The 18,696-nt window shown below is 52.7% G+C and carries 18 protein-coding genes; 6 read left to right on the top strand and 12 right to left on the bottom strand.

From position 1 onward, the window contains the following. Window position 1 precedes the first annotated feature (1 nt). Window positions 2–1,318, bottom strand: a complete 1,317-nt coding sequence (gene fucP / locus OGY83_RS13200; RefSeq protein WP_079938846.1) for an L-fucose:H+ symporter permease — start codon at window positions 1,316–1,318, stop codon at window positions 2–4. A gap of 27 nt (window positions 1,319–1,345) precedes the next feature. After that, a complete protein-coding gene (rbsK, locus tag OGY83_RS13195) occupies window positions 1,346–2,266 on the bottom strand; it encodes a ribokinase (protein ID WP_003827124.1) in 921 nt (306 codons plus the stop codon). Between the two features lie 324 nt (window positions 2,267–2,590). Between rbsK and OGY83_RS13190 the strand changes: the two genes are divergently transcribed. Further along, on the top strand, window positions 2,591–3,376 hold the full coding sequence (locus tag OGY83_RS13190; RefSeq protein WP_003827122.1) for a DeoR family transcriptional regulator: 786 nt from the start codon (window positions 2,591–2,593) through the stop codon (window positions 3,374–3,376). Window position 3,377: 1 nt separating this feature from the next. Here the strand turns inward: OGY83_RS13190 and ilvN are convergent, their stop codons facing one another. The 3 genes from ilvN to ivbL all read right to left on the bottom strand — a co-directional run bounded on the left by ilvN (window position 3,378) and on the right by ivbL (window position 5,566). After that, entirely contained in the window at window positions 3,378–3,668 is a 291-nt protein-coding gene (ilvN, locus tag OGY83_RS13185) for an acetolactate synthase small subunit (RefSeq protein WP_003023914.1), read from the bottom strand. A gap of 3 nt (window positions 3,669–3,671) precedes the next feature. Continuing rightward, window positions 3,672–5,360, bottom strand: coding sequence for an acetolactate synthase large subunit (ilvB, locus tag OGY83_RS13180; RefSeq protein WP_286636024.1), 1,689 nt, complete (start codon window positions 5,358–5,360; stop codon window positions 3,672–3,674). Window positions 5,361–5,467: 107 nt separating this feature from the next. Then, complete coding sequence (ivbL, locus tag OGY83_RS13175; protein WP_003827118.1) at window positions 5,468–5,566, bottom strand: ilvB operon leader peptide IvbL; 99 nt, start codon at window positions 5,564–5,566, stop codon at window positions 5,468–5,470. Window positions 5,567–6,088: 522 nt separating this feature from the next. Between ivbL and tisB the strand changes: the two genes are divergently transcribed. The 3 genes from tisB (at window position 6,089) to emrD (ending at window position 8,511) form a co-directional block, all read left to right on the top strand. After that, complete coding sequence (gene tisB / locus OGY83_RS13170) at window positions 6,089–6,178, top strand: type I toxin-antitoxin system toxin TisB (RefSeq protein WP_003023909.1); 90 nt, start codon at window positions 6,089–6,091, stop codon at window positions 6,176–6,178. 123 nt (window positions 6,179–6,301) lie between these two features. Beyond that, window positions 6,302–7,135 (top strand): EamA family transporter, encoded by an 834-nt coding sequence (locus OGY83_RS13165; protein ID WP_048227355.1) that lies wholly within the window; start codon window positions 6,302–6,304, stop codon window positions 7,133–7,135. A 191-nt stretch (window positions 7,136–7,326) separates the two neighbouring features. Then, window positions 7,327–8,511, top strand: coding sequence for a multidrug efflux MFS transporter EmrD (emrD, locus tag OGY83_RS13160; RefSeq protein ID WP_123269060.1), 1,185 nt, complete (start codon window positions 7,327–7,329; stop codon window positions 8,509–8,511). On the opposite strand, the gene OGY83_RS13155 is transcribed toward emrD, so the two are convergent. Both OGY83_RS13155 and dsdC read right to left on the bottom strand, forming a co-directional pair. Beyond that, the gene (locus OGY83_RS13155) at window positions 8,438–9,520 is read right to left on the bottom strand and encodes a cellulase family glycosylhydrolase (RefSeq protein ID WP_286636023.1); all 1,083 of its coding nucleotides are present in this window, start codon (window positions 9,518–9,520) and stop codon (window positions 8,438–8,440) included. The two genes, emrD and OGY83_RS13155, sit on opposite strands and share 74 nt — an antisense overlap. 78 nt (window positions 9,521–9,598) lie before the next feature. Further along, window positions 9,599–10,525 carry a DNA-binding transcriptional regulator DsdC gene (gene dsdC, locus OGY83_RS13150; RefSeq protein ID WP_003827110.1) on the bottom strand — a complete coding sequence of 309 codons (927 nt, stop codon included), beginning with the start codon at window positions 10,523–10,525 and terminating at the stop codon, window positions 9,599–9,601. A 230-nt stretch (window positions 10,526–10,755) separates the two neighbouring features. Between dsdC and dsdX the strand changes: the two genes are divergently transcribed. Together dsdX and dsdA are read left to right on the top strand one after the other, a co-directional pair. Beyond that, the gene (gene dsdX / locus OGY83_RS13145) at window positions 10,756–12,093 is read left to right on the top strand and encodes a D-serine transporter DsdX (protein WP_003827107.1); all 1,338 of its coding nucleotides are present in this window, start codon (window positions 10,756–10,758) and stop codon (window positions 12,091–12,093) included. 17 nt (window positions 12,094–12,110) lie between these two features. Next, complete coding sequence (gene dsdA, locus OGY83_RS13140; RefSeq protein WP_286636021.1) at window positions 12,111–13,433, top strand: D-serine ammonia-lyase; 1,323 nt, start codon at window positions 12,111–12,113, stop codon at window positions 13,431–13,433. A 12-nt stretch (window positions 13,434–13,445) separates the two neighbouring features. Here dsdA and OGY83_RS13135 read toward each other — a convergent pair whose 3' ends face one another. From OGY83_RS13135 to OGY83_RS13115, 5 genes are all read right to left on the bottom strand, one after another. Next, complete coding sequence (locus OGY83_RS13135) at window positions 13,446–14,558, bottom strand: anaerobic sulfatase maturase (protein WP_286636019.1); 1,113 nt, start codon at window positions 14,556–14,558, stop codon at window positions 13,446–13,448. Next, complete coding sequence (locus OGY83_RS13130) at window positions 14,555–14,917, bottom strand: DUF202 domain-containing protein (RefSeq protein ID WP_194212580.1); 363 nt, start codon at window positions 14,915–14,917, stop codon at window positions 14,555–14,557. The genes OGY83_RS13135 and OGY83_RS13130 overlap by 4 nt, the downstream gene beginning before the upstream one ends. Continuing rightward, window positions 14,907–15,254, bottom strand: a complete 348-nt coding sequence (locus OGY83_RS13125; RefSeq protein WP_003023888.1) for a YidH family protein — start codon at window positions 15,252–15,254, stop codon at window positions 14,907–14,909. Before OGY83_RS13125 ends, OGY83_RS13130 begins: the two co-directional genes overlap by 11 nt. Before the next feature lie 98 nt (window positions 15,255–15,352). Continuing rightward, window positions 15,353–16,846: a sulfatase-like hydrolase/transferase gene (locus OGY83_RS13120; protein ID WP_191234445.1), complete on the bottom strand. Its 1,494-nt coding sequence runs from the start codon at window positions 16,844–16,846 to the stop codon at window positions 15,353–15,355. Beyond that, window positions 16,843–18,558, bottom strand: coding sequence for a solute:sodium symporter family transporter (locus tag OGY83_RS13115; RefSeq protein WP_286636018.1), 1,716 nt, complete (start codon window positions 18,556–18,558; stop codon window positions 16,843–16,845). Before OGY83_RS13115 ends, OGY83_RS13120 begins: the two co-directional genes overlap by 4 nt. Window positions 18,559–18,696: the final 138 nt, after the last annotated feature.

Here is an 18,696-nt window from a genome sequence, read left to right as displayed (position 1 = left end):
CTCAGGAAACTGTCGCTTCAGCCAGGTTGTTGCGCGCTTTGCTTTCACGCCAGAAGTAGATCCCGACGTACACGAAGCACAACATGGAGACCAGGAACGAGAGTTGCAATGAATGGAACATATCGGCCACATAGCCCTGAATCGCCGGAACCACCGCCGCGCCGACAATCGCCATGACAATGACGGCACCTGCCATTTCGGTATGCTCGTTATCCACGGTATCAAGCGTACCCGCATAGATTGTCGCCCAGCAGGGCCCAAACAGGACGCTCACCAGCACTGCGACATACACCGCACTGAAGCTTGGCGCCAGCGCAACATAGACGAGGAACAGCGCACCAATAATGGAATAGAGAATCAGCACTTTTTCCGGATTGAAGCGCGTCATCAAAATGTTGGCGATAAACTTGCCGATAAAGAAGCAGGCGAAGCTATAGACCATGAAGGTTGAGGCGTCGCGCTCGTTGATATCGCCTAATTCCAGCGCCAGACGGATGGTGAATGACCACACCGCGACCTGCATCCCCACATAAAGGAATTGCGCCACAATTCCACGACGGAAACGGGCATTGCTGGCCAGATAACGTAATGTATCCATCGCTGACGGGCGTTTATGACTCGTGGTTTGCGCGACTTTACAGGTCGGGAAGCGGGTCAGCAGGAATAACACCATCACCACAACCAGCACCATAATCATGTACTTGTATGGCTCAAGGGTATTTTCCAGCATCAACACTTTAAAGTTATGGATCTGCTCGGCGTTCATCCCGGCCATCTGTTTTTCCAGGCTTTCGCCTTCAGAGAAGACCAGGTATTTACCCAGCAAAATACCGGCAGCCGCACCAATGGGATAAAAAGTCTGACTGATGTTCAGGCGTAAAGTGGCATACGCTTTTGGTCCGATCATTGAACTGTAGGTGTTAGCTGCTGTTTCCAGGAAGCTCAGACCGATCGCAATCGCGAAAATCGCCGCAAGGAACATGGTGTAGGTGGCCATGTGCGATGCCGGGAAAAAGAGCGTACACCCAACAATATAAAGGGTCAGCCCCATTAAGATGGCGACTTTATAACTGGTCTTTTTAATCACCAGAGATGCCGGAATCGCAATTAAAAAATAACCGCCATAAAAGGCACTCTGAACTAATGCCGAGGCAAAGTTGCTGAGTGAAAATACGCTTTTGAATTGCGTAATCAGAATATCATTTAATGCGGCTGCGCATCCCCATAACGGGAATAAACAGGATAACAAAATAAACTGGAACAGAGGGGTCTTATTCAAATAGCCGTCAGGCATCTGAATGATGTTTTTATCGTTCATAGTGCTACCTTTTACAGTGCAGGAGTATTATTCGTTTAAGGTAAGAAACTCATTAAATTGTTCGATGCTTGGATAAGATGATTGAGTACCTTTCCCGGTAACGCTGAAAGCAGCGAAGAGAGCAGCTTTTTTCATGGCGGCTTCCACATCACCGCTTTGAACATAATAGTGAGCAAAACAACCGATGAAAGCGTCGCCTGCGCCACTGGTATCGACAGCGTTCACTTTAAACGCCGGAACATGGACTTCCTGGTCACGCGTCATCCACAGCGCACCTTTCTCACCCATGGTGACAATAATATTGTTCAGACCTTTATCAACCAGAGAACGTGCCGCTGCACGAATATGGTCATAAGTATCCACTGGCATGCCGGTTAATATTTCCAGCTCGGTTTCATTCGGCACGAAAAAATCACATTTACAGGCATAAGACATATCTAATTCCCGTAATGCAGGGGCGGGATTTAGTAACACTTCAATACCGTGTTTTTTGCCAAATTCAATCGCGTGATAAACGGTTTCCAGCTGTACTTCCAGTTGCAGGACAATAAGCTGACATTTTTTCAGATCTTCCGCCGCACGATCGATATCTTCCGGGGAGAGAAATTTGTTCGCTCCTTTAATAATCAGAATGCTGTTGCTGGAGTTCGCATTAACAAAGATCGGTGCGACACCGCTGCTGGTGCAGGGTACCTTTTCGACATAGGTGGTATTAATTCCCCAGGATTCGAGATTGCGAATGGTGTTATCCGCAAAAATATCATCACCGACTTTTGTCAGCATCAGCACTTTGGAATTGAGCTTAGCAGCCGCAACGGCCTGATTTGCGCCTTTGCCCCCGCAGCCAATTTTGAACGCCGGCGCTTCCAGCGTTTCCCCTTCTTTGGGCATCTGGTTGATGTAGGTGATGAGATCCACCATGTTGGAGCCAATAACCGCGATATCCATTTTACTACCTCTCAGAAACAATCACACAACAATGATATTAAAATAACATTATCATGTTACTTTCGTATCATTTGTGACTAGGATCGCGATTGGAAGATCATTTTATTGTTTATTTATTGCGCTAAATGTTGCATCCACATCACACTACAAATGATGAAGTTGCTTACAATTGACTGAAAGTTAACTGGATATAATCAATAAAACGTGAAAAAACACGCTTTTATTTCCGAATAGTCAGACGTATAGTAATGCGGCAATGCCATGTTCTCAGAAACACAAAAATGTTACTGAAGGAACATGGGAACATGATTCATGGAGAAGCACATGGAAACTAAGCAAAAAGAACGTATTCGACGTCTGATGGAATTGTTGAAGAAGACCGACCGAATCCATCTGAAAGAGGCGGCACGAATGCTGGAAGTTTCCGTGATGACTATTCGTCGGGATCTCAGTCAGGATGACGAGCCGTTACCGCTCACGCTGCTCGGTGGTTACATTGTGATGGTGAACAAACCTGCCGCCATCGTTAACGCGCCACTCCCAGCGCAAAAACAGTATCACCGCGACGATTTACCGGTTGCCATTCTGGCTGCGGGACTGGTAAGTGAAAATGATCTGGTCTTTTTTGATAATGGTGCGGAAATGCCGTTGGTGGTCAGCATGATCCCGGACGATATTTCCTTTACCGGGATTTGCTACTCGCACCGGGTGTTCGTAGCGCTAAATGAAAAGCCCAACGCCACAGCGATTCTTTGCGGGGGGACCTACCGGGCGAAAAGTGACGCCTTTTACGACACCAGCAATCCCTCCCCGCTGGATGCACTCAACCCACGGAAAGTCTTTATCTCCGCCAGCGGAGTCCATGAGCATTTCGGCGTTAGCTGGTTCAATCCGGACGATCTGGCCACAAAACGCAAAGCGATGGAACGCGGATTACGCAAAATTCTGCTGACGCGCCACGCCCTGTTCGATGAGGTCGCCCCCGCCAGCATTGGTCCACTTTCCACCTTTGACGTACTGATAAGCGACCGTCCGTTACCGGCAGATTACGCAACCCACTGCCGGAACGGCTCTGTCAAAGTGATCACCCCGGATTCAGACGGCGACTAATTCACTCAAAGAACACGGTGATTTTGTTAAACATCGACGGGTCGGACTGGTTACGGGCCACTTTCACCACATCTTCCAGCTTGTCGATCTGGCTTATCATCTGCTCAAGACGTTGATCGTCGTTGACCAATAGCCAGATGCGGCTCTTATCGCTGTCCTGAATCGGTAGACAGAGAATACCTTCCACGTTGAATGCGCGGCGGGCGAATAGCCCGCAAACGTGAGTCATTACGCCCGGATGGTTGCGTACGGTGAGTTCCAGGATTACGTTGTCATGAGTCTGCTGTTGCATGGCTTATTCCCCCACCATTTCTGTGTTTGCCGCACCCGGCGGCACCATCGGGTACACTTTTTCGTCGGCATCGATGCGCACGTGGATCAGCGCAGGCCCAGGGCGATTAATAATCTCCTGCAATGCTGCCTGTGGGTCCGCTTCGTTATTCAAATCGCAGGTTTCAAGACCAAACCCGGCGGCGATTTGCATAAAATTAATCATTCCCGGATAGGTCGCCGCAAAAACACCCTGCTTATAGAACAGACTCTGCTGCTGATACACCAGACCCAACGCTTCGTTATTCATCAGGATGATTTTAATATCCAGCTGATTTTCGCTGGCGGTCGCCATTTCCTGAATATTCATCATCAGGCTGCCGTCGCCGGAGAAGCACAGCACTTTTTTGTCCGGGTTGGCCAGCGCTGCACCAATCGCCGCTGGCAGGCCAAAGCCCATAGTTCCCAGACCGCCGGAGGTCAGCCACTGACGCGGACGGTTCAGCGGGTATGCCTGTGCCGCCCACATCTGATGCTGGCCTACATCGGTGGTGATAATAGCGCTGTCATCCACGCAGGCAGCCACGGCGTTGATCAGCCCATAATGGCTGAGCGGGTCGCTTTCCTGCGGAATAGTGCAAGGGAATTCGCGTTGTAAATCAGCCACCATCTGATGCCACGACTCTCGCGGCTGCGCGTCAATTAATGGGATCAATTGCGCCAACACCTCATCGACATCCGCCTGAATCGCCACGTGCGGTTGTTTGATTTTACCCAGCTCCGCGCGGTCGATATCCACGTGAATGATTTTGGCGTTCGGGCAGAACTGCTCGGTTTTACCAATCGCCCGGTCATCAAAACGTGCGCCCAGAACAATCAATAAATCCGCTTCTTGCAGAATAAAGTTAGTGCTGCGCGCGCCGTGCATGCCCAGCATGCCTAACGACAGCGGATGCGCTTTCGGCAGCATACCGAGCGCCATTAAGGTCATGGTGGTGGGCAGCGTCGCTTTTTCTGCCAGTTCGCGCACGCGCTCAGGTGCGTTAATCACGCCGCCGCCGAGGTACAGCACCGGACGCTGTGAGGCGTTAATCATGGCTGCGGCATCGCGAATGCTGTCCTGGCTGAACGCTGGTGCCGCCATTTTCTGCGCGGGCTCCGGCATCTCTTCAATATCAAAAACGGCGGTTTGAATATCCTTAGGAATGTCTATCCACACCGGGCCTGGACGTCCGGACTGCGCAATGCGGAACGCATCGCTCATGACCTGCGGTAATTCACTGATATGGCGGACCAGATAGTTGTGCTTAGTGATGGGGATAGAGATGCCGTAGGTGTCGACTTCCTGGAAAGCGTCGGTGCCGATCATTGAGGCCGGAACCTGCCCGGTGATACACACCAGCGGGATGGAATCCAGACGTGCGTCGGCAATGGCGGTCACCAGGTTGGTTGCGCCCGGTCCGCTGCAGGCCATACAGACGGCGGGTTTGCCATCGGTTCTTGCCATTCCCTGCGCGATAAACCCTGCCCCCTGCTCGTGGCGCGCCAGGATATGACGGATTTGCGTGCTTTGGCTTAAGGCGTCATAGACGGGAAGAATCGATCCGCCGGGAATACCGGTAACAACCTGAATACCCTGGCGTTCCAGGAAATGAACTATGAATTCTGCGCCCGTAAAACGCGTACGCTTGGATGTTATGCCCGAACTTGCCATGCTCCAGTCCTTTTATTCTGGGCCTTTGCTCCGGGCAGGTCTCTGAAACGAAAAACCCCACCCGGTTTGCGCCGGCGGGGTTTTGGAATCGTGTGTTGATTCGGACCCTACGGCGCATTGCCGACGACCACCACCACACGCACGACGACCGCTGCGCGAGATGGCGCAGTTTTTAGTAGGGTCGCAGTCAGCATGGAAGGGTTCATTAGGGACCTGTCTGTTTGTTGATTAACTGGATTTATACAAACACAGGTTTTTCAGCGTGACAATGGAAAAATTTTCATCTGCATAAAAATGCGTCAACGATCACATTTCGTCGCGCATTGCTGAAAAACAAAAAACCCCGCCGGAGCGAGGTTTTTTTTAGCGCGGTGCGGTTGGTAGCCGCCGAACACACTGTGTTATGTCAACGAAAAAAGTATACGCGTTCTACGAAGAACACGCAATTTCGGCACGAATTTTGATGGTTTTGAGTATGGAATATGAAAGGCGTAACGTCCACAAAATACTGTTAATTTATACAGTATTTATCTATAATGTCTCGGTACGCAATGTGTTATGCGGGGGCCGCATCGTAAACCGGCGCATCAAAGTCCTGGCTGAAACGGGTGGTGCCGTCAGCGCCTTAACCCCCGTGTGAGCACACTGTGTTATGTCAACAAAGGTGCTGGCAACAGGCAGCGGCGAGGTACGTCAGCACCGTGCTCCTTGTACCAAAAGGAGAGCGTATGAGCCTCGTGGATATCGCTATTCTTATCCTCAAACTCATTGTTGCAGCACTGCAACTACTTGATGCCGTTCTGAAATACGTTAAGTAATTTGGATTCAAGTCGCACCTAAGGGGGGCGGGTAACACTCCGCTCCCCTTTCACCTTCTCCCTGGTGCTTGTGTCGCGCCAATATGTTACGTTTTTATGACATTCTCAGGGAAGAATTCCACCATGACGCTTTCTGTTTTCTGCATTTTGCTGTTCGCCGCGCTGCTGCATGCCAGCTGGAATGCCATTGTTAAAGCTGGAAACGATAAACTGTACTCAGCGATCGGTGTCAGCGGTTCTGCCGCAATTATGGCGTTGATTTGCTTACCCTTCGCGCCGCAACCTTCCGCCGCCAGCCTGCCGTTTTTGGCCGTCTCAACTGCGTTGCAAATTGTATATACCGTCCTGGTCGCCAAAACCTATCAGGTTTCGGATATGAGCCAGACCTATCCGTTAATGCGCGGCACAGCGCCACTGCTGGTCGCGATTATCAGCGTCCTGTTTCTTGGCGATAGCCTTTCTATGTTGGCCTGGGTGGGGATTGCCACAATCTGTCTGGCGATCCTCGGTATGGCGTTTAACGGACGCAGCAGCTCACAACGCGGGATCGTGCTGGCGCTCATTAACGCCTGCTTCATCGCCGGATATACGCTGGTTGATGGCACCGGCGTACGTTTATCAGAAACCGCGCTGGGTTATACACTGTGGACCTTCTTTCTGAACGGTTCCTGCCTGCTGGGTTGGGCGATGATTGCCCGACGCCGGGAAGCGTCACGCTATCTGGTGCAGCAGTGGAAGAAAGGTATTCTTGGCGGGATTGGCACAATGGGTTCTTACGGCCTGGCGCTGTGGGCCATGACCCAGGCTCCGTTGGCGGTAGTCGCGGCGCTGCGTGAAACCTCCATCCTGTTTGGCGCGCTGCTCGCGTGGCTGCTGCTGAAAGAGAAGGTTGCCGGAATACGTCTTGTTGCGGCTGGAGGCATTGCCATAGGCGCGGTTTTGCTACGCTTATCATGACCTCTGTAAACCCGATGCAATCCGGCAACATTTGTTGCCGCTTTTTGTTTACATTTCCTGCCGATCATCGCGTAAACATTCCAGCCTACTATCTGGCCTTCTTTTTCTGATGTGGTAGATTCCACGCGCATTTACGGGAAAGTGCAGCACCTTATTCTTCTTTTTTCTCTTTTTTAAAAGTAATCAGCGAAATGAAAAGGCATAGAAGCGTCAATTTGTTGTTGATGTTGGTATTACTGGTGGCGGTAGGTCAGATGGCGCAAACCATTTATATCCCCGCGATTGCTGATATGGCGCGTGAACTGAACGTTCGCGAAGGGGCGGTGCAAAGCGTGATGGCCGCCTATCTGTTGACCTACGGCCTGTCACAACTGATTTACGGCCCACTTTCCGATCGCGTTGGCCGCCGCCCGGTGATCCTCGCCGGGATGTCCATTTTTATGCTGGCTACGCTGGTCGCCATAACCACCCACAGCCTGACGGTACTGATTATCGCCAGCGCAATACAGGGGATGGGAACGGGCGTCGGCGGTGTGATGGCGCGAACCTTACCGCGCGATCTATACGAAGGCACGCAGTTACGCCACGCTAACAGCTTGTTAAACATGGGGATTCTTGTCAGCCCACTGCTGGCTCCGCTGATTGGCGGTATGCTGGATACCCTGTGGAACTGGCGCGCCTGTTACATCTTCCTGCTGGTGCTGTGCGCAGGCGTCACGTTTAGCATGGCGCGCTGGATGCCGGAAACGCGCCCCGCAGGTGCACCGCGTCCACGACTTATCGCCAGCTACAAAACCCTGTTTGGCAACAGCTCTTTCACCTGTTACGTGCTGATGCTGATCGGCGGTCTGGCGGGCGTTGCGGTCTTCGAAGCCTGTTCCGGGGTATTGTTAGGCGCACGGCTCGGCTTAAGCAGCATGGTGGTCAGCATCCTGTTTATTCTGCCCATCCCGGCGGCTTTTTTTGGTGCCTGGTTCGCCGGTCGCCCGAACAAGCGTTTCTCGACGCTGATGTGGCAGTCGGTTATCTGCTGTCTGGTCGCCGGTTTGATGATGTGGATCCCGGGGCTGCTTGACGTGATGAACGTCTGGACGCTGCTGGTTCCCGCCGCACTGTTTTTCTTCGGTGCCGGGATGCTGTTTCCGCTGGCAACCAGCGGCGCAATGGAGCCTTTCCCGTTCCTGGCCGGTACTGCTGGTGCGTTGGTCGGGGGATTACAGAACATTGGTTCCGGCGTGCTGGCGTGGTTCTCTGCCATGCTGCCGCAGACCGGGCAAGCCAGTCTGGGCCTGCTGATGACCCTTATGGGGCTGTTGATTTTTGTTTGCTGGCTCCCGCTGGCGTCACGCGTGTCGCATCAGGGACAGGCGGTTTAAGCGTATGATGGCCCGGCTTCTCGCCGGGCTTTTCACATTCTGGCGCAATCATCGTCGTCAACAACGGCTCCAGCGCCGGACGCCAGGCCCCCTCCTCGCCATCATAGAACTGCGTATCCGCATTGATAGCATAGGGAATTTTCGCTTTCTTTAGCTCGCACGCCATAAAGCGGGCAAACGCCATTTGTGATGCTGAAGGCGCGTTCCTGATGGTTTCTCCCGCCGACCAGCCTCCTACCCAACTAACATGACCGGTTTTCTGCTGCCAGTGAATGGCGCTGTTGATTCGGGCGCGAATGGCGGCCTTTTCTGCCGCTGTTCCTGAGGTCCACGGGTATTTACCGTTATTTTTCAGCGGTCCCCACGGGAAAATATGCCATTGGGCCAGCACCGTATTCTGGCTTTGCGGCGGTAGTTTCAGGTTAAACAAATCTTCCGGCGCAGCACGCAGTCGCGGCGCGATGAAAATCATTCGCTGCGGGTCGATGGCATGGATAGTACGGATGGTTTTGTCATACACCCTATTGAGTGACGCCTGATTATGGGTGAGCTTATCAGAGGGTTCGTATATCAGGTCGAAACCCAGCAACGGCGAGCTTTGGCCAAAGTAATGCGCCACCGCCACCCACCAGTTAACCACCTCTTTTTCGTTACTGGCACTGGGGTCTTTTTTATACTCATCAGCCTGATAGGCAATTATCGGGATCACGCCATACTGCTCGCAGGCCTCCACCAGCTTGCGCAGATGAATGAGCCGCGCCTCCGTAGGCTCTCCCGCCACGCGAATGCGCACGTGGGTCAACCCTTTCACCTTATAATCCCGCACCACCAGCGGATCGAATTCACGGATGCCCCGATCGGTACGCGCCCAATCTACGTCCATCCCAACCCCAAGCTGCTGCACATACTGCGCCGCCGTCAACGCAGGTTGCGCGGCACACACGGTGGCGCTGGCCAACAGTAAAAGGGAAACAATCGGCTTTAACACGGTCGTCCTTACGCAAATCATCAGGAGTGATATCACGTATTTAGCACGCTTTTTCACTTTCCGTGTAGAGAGAAAGCGTAAAAAATATTCGCGACCCGCTTATTTAACCTGCTCCTGTAGCCAGCCAATAAACGCCTCGATTTTCGGCCACTGCCTGCCGGGCAGCGTGGTGATGTAGTAATGCTGATGGCATTTCAGCGCCATATCGCCAAAAGGCGCAATCAATTCTCCGCTGTCGAGGCGTTTTTGCACCAGTCGTTTTCGGCCCATCGCCACGCCGATATGGTTCATTGCCGCAATCACCGCTAAATCAGAACGATCAAAACCAATCCCCGACGATGTCGGCAAATTCGCCGCAAAATGCTGCGCCCAGCTGTGCCATTCATCGGTCCCGGAATCGTTACTCCAGGCCTGTCTGTCGTGCAGCAACGTACAGTGCGGCAAATTCACCAGCGAACCGGTAAGGTCATGGCGACGAGCGTAGTCCGGGCTGCACACCGGCAGGATCTCTTCATCCATCAGGAAGTGATGCGTGAGCTGCGCGGAGGGGGCATCGTCAAAATAGATGGCGAGATCGATTCCCGCACGCTGCAGATTGACGTTGTCGTTCCCGGTCAGCATGGTCAGCGAAATTGACGGGTAGCGACGGGTAAAGTCGCCGAGCGCCGGAACCAGCCAGCACTGGGCGATAGAAGGCCGTGAGTAGACGGTGAGCGTCCCCGAGAGCTCCTGATTCTTAATATCAAGAATCTCCTGGTTGAGCGTATCCAGCGACGACTTCAGCGCCCAAAATACCCGCTTGCCCTCGTGAGTGAGTTCCACTTTGCGATGAGAACGAACAAATAATTGGATGCCAAGCTCATCTTCAAGCTGATTTATGCGATGGCTGACGGCGCTGGGGCTCAATGACAGCTCGTCTGCCGCCAGCGCAAACGACTGATGCCGGGCCGCCACTTCAAACGTATACAGCTTTGACAACTGCCAGCCGTTGAGCAGCCGGTTTCTGACCTCGCGCAGGGGATCCATACTCACCTCTTTCATCCTGATTCCTCTTCGGCGGAGTGTAAAAAAGTTCGCTGCAAAAATCAGCTCAAAGATGAATCAGAGTGAACCATATCGCATAAACAAAGCGCAATTAGACATAAATCACTCATTTGATGCAATCTGGCTCATGTGAAGGGAGATTTATATCGTTTGTCAGACCATGCCTTATTTTTGTCCAATAACCCTATATTAATCACAGGGCAAGGTGAGTTATGCACTCTCAAATCTGGGTTGTGAGCACGCTGCTGATAAGCATCGTGTTAATCGTTTTGACCATCGTGAAGTTCAAATTCCACCCGTTTCTGGCGCTGCTGTTAGCCAGCTTCTTCGTGGGTACGATGATGGGTATGGGGCCGCTGGATATGGTCAATGCCATTGAGAGTGGCATCGGCGGTACGCTGGGCTTCCTCGCCGCGGTTATCGGCCTTGGGACCATTCTGGGCAAAATGATGGAAGTGTCCGGCGCGGCTGAACGCATTGGCCTGACGCTCCAGCGCTGCCGCTGGCTATCCGCCGACGTCATAATGGTACTGGTTGGGTTGATTTGCGGGATCACGCTGTTTGTGGAAGTCGGCGTGGTGCTGTTGATTCCGCTGGCTTTTTCGATTGCCAAAAAGACCAATACCTCACTGCTGAAGCTGGCGATCCCGCTGTGTACGGCGCTGATGGCGGTGCACTGCGTCGTCCCGCCGCATCCGGCTGCCCTGTTCGTGGCGAACAAGCTGGGCGCGGACATTGGCACGGTGATTGTCTACGGCTTACTGGTTGGTTTGATGGCTTCGCTTATCGGCGGTCCGCTGTACCTGAAATTCCTGGGTAACCGTCTGCCGTTTAAACCGGTTCCGGCTGAGTTTTCCGACCTTAAAGTACGCGACGAAAGTACGCTACCGTCGCTGGGTGCTACGCTGTTTACCGTTCTGCTGCCGATTGGCCTGATGCTGGTTAAAACCGTTGCTGAGCTGAACATGGCGAAAGGCAGCACGGTGTATACGCTGCTGGAGTTTATTGGTAACCCGATCACCGCGATGTTTATTGCCGTTTTCGTGGCCTATTACATCCTCGGCCTGCGCCAGCACATCGGTATGGGTACGTTGCTGACTCACACAGAAAACGGTTTTGGCTCCATTGCTAATATTCTGCTGATTATCGGCGCAGGCGGCGCGTTCAACGCTATCCTCAAGAGCAGTGGGCTGGCGGATACGCTTGCACTGATCCTCTCGAACATGCATATGCACCCGATTCTGCTGGCCTGGCTGGTGGCGTTAATCCTGCATGCCGCGGTGGGTTCCGCCACGGTGGCGATGATGGGCGCCACGGCAATCGTTGCACCGATGCTGCCGCTCTATCCCAACGTCAGCCCGGAGATCATCGCCATTGCTATCGGTTCCGGCGCTATTGGCTGCACGATCGTCACTGATTCCCTCTTCTGGCTGGTGAAGCAATACTGCGGTGCCACCCTGAATGAAACGTTTAAATACTATACGACCGCGACATTTATCGCGTCCGTGATTGCACTGGCTTGCACATTCCTGCTTTCCTTTATTATCTAAGCGCAAAGAGACTGACTATGGAAAACATTCAAACACTTATCGCCCAGTATCCTTTAGTGGAAGATCTGGTTGCTCTCAAGGAGACAACCTGGTTTAACCCTGGCACCACCTCTCTTGCGGAAGGTTTACCGTACGTTGGCCTGACAGAGCACGATGTTCAGGATGCTCACGCCCGTCTGACGCGCTTTGCACCGTATCTGGCAAAGGCATTCCCAGAAACTGCGGCCACCGGCGGCATTATTGAATCTGAGCTGGTCGCGATTCCGGCCATGCAAAAGCGGCTGGAGAAAGAATACGGGCAGCACATCAATGGCGAAATTCTGCTGAAGAAAGACAGTCACCTGCCAATTTCTGGTTCGATTAAAGCCCGTGGTGGCATTTATGAAGTACTGACCCATGCGGAAAAACTGGCGCTGGAAGCCGGTCTGCTGACCACACAAGACGATTACAGCGTTCTCCTTTCGCCCGAGTTCAAACAGTTCTTCAGCCAGTACAGCATCGCGGTAGGCTCCACCGGTAATCTCGGCATGTCGATTGGCATTATGAGCGCCCGTATCGGCTTTAAGGTGACGGTGCATATGTCTGCCGACGCTCGCGCATGGAAAAAAGCCAAACTGCGCAGTCACGGCGTGACGGTCGTGGAGTATGAAGAAGATTACGGTGTGGCGGTTGAACAGGGCCGTAAGGCGGCGGAGTCCGATCCAAACTGCTTCTTTATCGATGATGAAAACTCCCGCACGCTGTTTTTAGGCTATGCGGTAGCGGGACAGCGCCTGAAGGCGCAGTTTGCCCAGCAGGGGCGCGTGGTGGATGCAGACCATCCGCTGTTTGTTTACCTGCCGTGCGGCGTCGGCGGTGGCCCTGGCGGAGTGGCGTTTGGCCTGAAGCTGGCGTTTGGCGATAACGTGCACTGCTTCTTCGCCGAACCAACCCATTCCCCCTGCATGCTGCTGGGGATTTATACCGGGTTGCACGATACGATTTCCGTGCAGGACATTGGCATCGACAACCTGACGGCGGCTGATGGGCTGGCTGTCGGCCGTGCGTCTGGCTTTGTTGGCCGGGCAATGGAACGTTTGCTCGACGGTCTGTACACCCTGGACGATCAGACTATGTACGACATGCTGGGCTGGCTGGCGCAGGAAGAAGGTATTCGCCTCGAACCGTCAGCACTGGCAGGGATGGCAGGTCCGCAACACGTTTGCGCCTCTACGGACTATCAGCACATGCATGGCTTCAGCGCGAACCAGCTCAATAACGCCACCCACCTGGTGTGGGCGACCGGCGGCGGAATGGTGCCGGAATCTGAAATGGCGCAGTATCTGGCCAAAGGACGTTAAATACCACTGAGCTTAACGCAGCATCGCCATCAGCTCCATCGGTGAGCGATGCTGCTTAAGCAGGTCACGCATCACCCGCATATGCGGTGCGGTGTGGTTGAAGAAAGCGCTGTATCCGCCGCAAATCGCACTCTTTCCACGGCTGTCGCGATGCTTTGGACAATCACCATGGCAAAAGCGTAACAGCGAACACGCCTGACATTCCGCGCTCAGCGTGGTCTTCTTGGACTGACCAAACTCCATTGCCTGCGGGCTGGCATTGAGCTCACTTAGCGACGTGTGATGAATATTACCCAGGCGATAATCAGGGTAGACATAGTGATCGCATTGATACAGATCGCCATTCGCTTCCAGGGCAAACGCATGCCCGCATGTGGAACTTAGCGAACACATCTGCGCCGGGTGCCCGCACCATACGCCCAGAGTTGAATCAAATAACTGGACGAATACGCGGCCAATATCTTCTCTGACCCAGATATCAAAGACGGAATTCAGGAAGTTTCCCCACGCCTGCGGCGGGACGGATTCAGCGGTAAGCTCACCTTTTTCATCATATTCAACCAGTGGAATGAACTGCAAAAAGGGTGTGCCAAGCTGGCGAAGGTAGCGATACATCTGCCCAGGTCGCTGACTGTTCAGAGAATTAACCACCACCAGCAGATTGAACTCCACCTGATGCTCACGCAGCCTGGCAATGGCGTCCATCACCTTATGGTGAGTTGGTTTTCCGCTACGGTTAAGGCGATAAGCATTGTGCAACTCGGCGGGGCCATCCAGGGAAATGCCAACCAGCCAGCCGTTATCGCGTAAAAACTGACACCATTCGTCGTTGAGCAAAACCCCGTTGGTCTGGAAAGCGTTATGGATTTGCTTCCCTTGCCCGTATTGTTTTTGCAAGGTCACTACGCGGCGAAAAAAATCGATGCCACAGAGAGTTGGCTCCCCGCCCTGCCAGGCGAACATCACTTCAGAACCCGGCTGCGCGGCGATATGCTGGCGAATAAACGTCTCTAAGGTGGCATCATCCATTTCGGGTTGAGTGGGTTTATCAATGTAAAAACAGTAACGACAATCAAGGTTACAACGAGAGCTGGCCGGCTTGGCCATGACCTGACATCCTGTCATGCTAAATTCCCGATAAATGCAATAAGTTGGCGAACATGCGTTACAGCAAACAGTATTGCGAGGGATAACACCGCGAGGGAGATCATAAATTTGTCACGCACCGCGCGAGATTCAGAAAAATCGCTATGTGTAACATCCATCAGATTACGGCTGCGGGTATAGCGCCAAAGTACGATTCCCACCATCGCCAGCACCACAATTGAAACCCAAAACAGGAAGCCCGCCTGATGCCAGTTGTGCTTCAGCGCCAGCGCCATTAACGCGCCATAACCCAGCAGGGTACGAAACCAGGCCAGCGATGTTCGCTCCGGTTGTAACCCGGGGTCGGCGATACGTCGCGATTTGCGGCTATCCGGCATACAGCACCAGAGTCATGACAATCACCGCCACAATAGTCAGCATAACGCTGATAATCAGCAGGCTGTGGGTGTAGGGCAAGTCCTCTTTCAGTCGCATCGCCTTTTCGTTACGTAGCCAGCGCAGGTAGCCGTAGATCGCCAGACCGCCGGCAAACAGACACAGCAACAAGGCAAGCGCCTCACGGATGACCGGCGTGGCAAAATCCGGAGCCAGTTGATCAAGGCCAACCCCCGCCGCCAGAAATCCGAGCGCGGTGCGGATCCACGCCAGAAAGGTACGTTCATTTGCCAGCGAGAAGCGATAATCCGGGGCTTCTCCAAGGCGGGAAATCTTCATCTAAACTCCTCTGGCTGTCATTGCCGGATGGCGGCTAGCGCCTTATCCGGCCTACAAGTAAGTGCAAATGTGGGTATTTGCATCAGGTGGCATTGTAGTCAGAACTTCTGCTTTTTCTCTTCCACTTTTACACCCTGGGTTGGTAAACCGGTGTCGTAATCGCGTACTACCGGAGAATAGCCGTCTTGCGGGCGTGGGCGAAAAGCGCCCATCCAGCGCGGTACGGCGTCTTGACGCCAGGGACGCAAACTCCACTGATAGGTGCGGAACGGATCGCGGATTTTTTCCATATAGTCCAGCAACGCGTCGTGCATCTGGCCGCGAACGTCGGCCAATTGTGGCGAATCTATCAGGTTGTGTAGCTCATCGGGATCGTTCCGTCTGTCGTAAAGCTCATCGCTGGTAAACAGATTCAGCACCAGCTTCCAGTCGTCTGTCACCCAGCAGCGAACGGGAATAAATCCACCAAAACTGTCATGCTCAATCTCATAACGGTTGAACTCCACCATCACGCCGCGTGGCTTTTCAATATTAAGGATGTTTTCACCCGGCAGAATTTGTGGCTTCTCAATACCCGCCAGCGCCATCATCGTCGGCAGCAGATCGATATGACTAACCGGCGTGTCTACTTGCATAGATTCTCCCTGTGGCGGGCGCATAATCAGCGGAATTCGCGTGATGTCGTCATACATTGCCGCTCCCTTACTGATGAGTTTATGCGCTCCCATCATCTCGCCATGATCGGAGGTATAAATGACCCAGGTGTTCTCCCGTTGTTCTGGCGTTAAGGCATCAATCACCCGGCCAATCTGATCGTCAACAAAGTCGTTGCAGGCAAAATAGAGTGGATGGTGATAACGTCCGTCGTTACCCACCGGAGACGGCATCGCTTGTGACCACAGGCGATGATGTTCAGGCTTATCGCACAGGGTATCCTGCGCTTTCGCGCCCAGATCGTAGTAAAAACCCTGATATTTCTGCAGATACTCCACTGGACAGGTAAACGGGTGATGCGGCTCATCGTAGGAAACCACCATCAGGAAGGGTTCGTCATCACGCGTTGGCTGGTGGAGGAAATCAACCGCCCGATTGCTGATACGATGCGCCCAGGTGAAGGTTTCATCGATATTGTTGGCCAGCAAATCCTCCACGCTGTTCAGGCCATTACGCCACAAACCGATCTCTTTGTCCGTCAGTTCCGCAAGGTAATTGGCCCCGTCATACCAGTAGTCAACATCCCACTCGGGTGGACACTCGCCGGTACCAAAGTAATCATGCCCGTCGAGATGCCACTTGCCGATGTAACAGGTGTGATAGCCCGCATCCTTAAAATAGCGCCCCATGGTGGAGATATTTTTCCCCGGCGCAACGTTATTGGTCCACGGGCCGGACTGGTTGGCATAAATACCGGTAAACAGCCCTGCACGGGCCGGGGTGCACACCGGTGAGCAGGTATAAGCGGAATTGAAGCGAATACCATCCGCCGCCAGGCTATCAATATTATTAGTATTCAGTGGCTTACCACTATAGCAGCCGACCATATTGGTCGCCTGGGTGTCGGTCATAATGAACAGAAAATTAGGGCGGGTCATGCTTTATCCTTAGCGTCAGAGACACATTGTGCAGTAGAGATACGGCGCGACTGCCAACTGCTGAAAATCAAATACACCATCACTGCCGCCGTAATTGAGTAGCAGAGAATCGTCAGCCATTGAGTGTTGTACCCCCCAAACTGCGCCAGTCCGGCATAGACGCCGAGCATCGCGGTCAGGATACCGACAGAGGCAAATTTGGCGTTTTTCCACGGCTTCATGTCTACCGCGAAAGCATCATGGAATTTAAACGGCGTGGCACGCGGCTTGATAACACCGATAACCAGCATGACCACCACGTTAATGCAGAAGGTACAGGCCAGAACGTAAAGGAAGTGAAAGTCGAACTTCACCAGATAGTTAATGGTGATGTAGCTGACGATACCGAGCCCCATGGCGACTTTCGCTGCCAGCGCAGGGATGCGCGGGAAAAAGAATCCCATGATGATGATGGTCACCAACGGTACGTTATAAATACCGTTGAGCTGTTTCATCCAGCTATAGAGTCCTTCCGGCGCATTAGCGATCCACGGAGCTACCAGTACGGAAATTACCGCAATAAAGAATCCGAACTTACGCCCAACCCGAACCAGCTGTTCCGGCTGGGCGTGTTGATTAATAAGTCGTCGGTATATGCCCATGCTAAATAAAGTACTGGCGCTGTTTAAAAATCCATTGAACGTACTGATTACCGCACCGAATAAAACGGCACCGAAAAAACCCACCAAAGGGACAGGCAGTACGTTATTTACCAGCGTCGGATATGCCATATCCGCCTTCGGCAGATCCTGGTACAGATGAAAAGCAATTAAACCCGGTAATACCAGCACTAGCGGATCGAGCATTTTCAATACCGCTGTGAGCAATGCCCCTTTCTGCCCTTCGGCAAGACTTTTGGAAGCCAGCGTACGTTGCACGATGCCCTGATTGGTACACCAGTAGAAGGTATTCACCAGAATCAAACCGGTAAAGGCCGCACCAATCGGCAGCGGATCGTTGGCCCCGCCAATCGAGTTTAATTTCTCCGCATGCATGGTGGTCAGTTGCTCAACACCTTGTAAAAAACTGCCTTTTCCCATCGTAATCAGGCCAAATACAGGAACCATCAATCCACCAATCACCAGCCCTATACCATTGATGGAATCAGCCACCGCCATCGCACGTAATCCGCCGATCACCGCATAAATAATCCCGGCAAGGCCCAGCAAAATAACCAGCAGCCAGATTGCTGCACCCTGAGAAATATTCAGTGATTCACCGATGTGAAAAAGGCTGTTTAGCGCCAGCGCCCCTGAATAAAGCACAATCGGCAGGAAACAGACACCAGTGGCAATAAGAAAGCAAAAGTCGATAATGATCCGCGTGGTTTTATCGTAACGTTCTTCCAGAAAATCAGGGATCGTAGCGATACCACGTTGCAGATAGCGAGGCAGAAAGATCAGCGCCAGAAAGATAAGCGTCACCGCAGAGGTGACTTCCCAGCCCATGACCGACATTCCGCTTTTGTAAGCCTGACCGGACAGACCAACCAACTGTTCGGTGGAAAGGTTAGTTAACATCAATGACGCGGCAATCACCGGCGCTTTCAATGAACGCCCGGCAAGAAAATAACCTTGTTGCGATCCGGTATCCGTCTTACGTACTTTCCACCAGGTGATTACCGCCACCAGCAGCGTAAAACCCACAAAGCTTAGAATTTGTAGCGTATTCATCTCATAGCCCTTTTTATCATTATGTCCCGGCAGCGGTAGGGAAAATTGGAGGTATTACGCACCGGGTCAGGCAGTCAGATTTCCTAAAATAAAAACGTCATATCCCTGAACGGATTTTTTCTGTTAAGTTCAGGTTGT

Origin of the sequence: Citrobacter sp. Cpo090 (genome assembly GCF_030332665.1) — a bacterium.
Lineage (GTDB): Bacteria > Pseudomonadota > Gammaproteobacteria > Enterobacterales > Enterobacteriaceae > Citrobacter > Citrobacter portucalensis.
The sequence above is the reverse complement of the archived record's forward strand: the minus strand, read 5'-3'. Positions and strand labels throughout refer to the sequence as shown.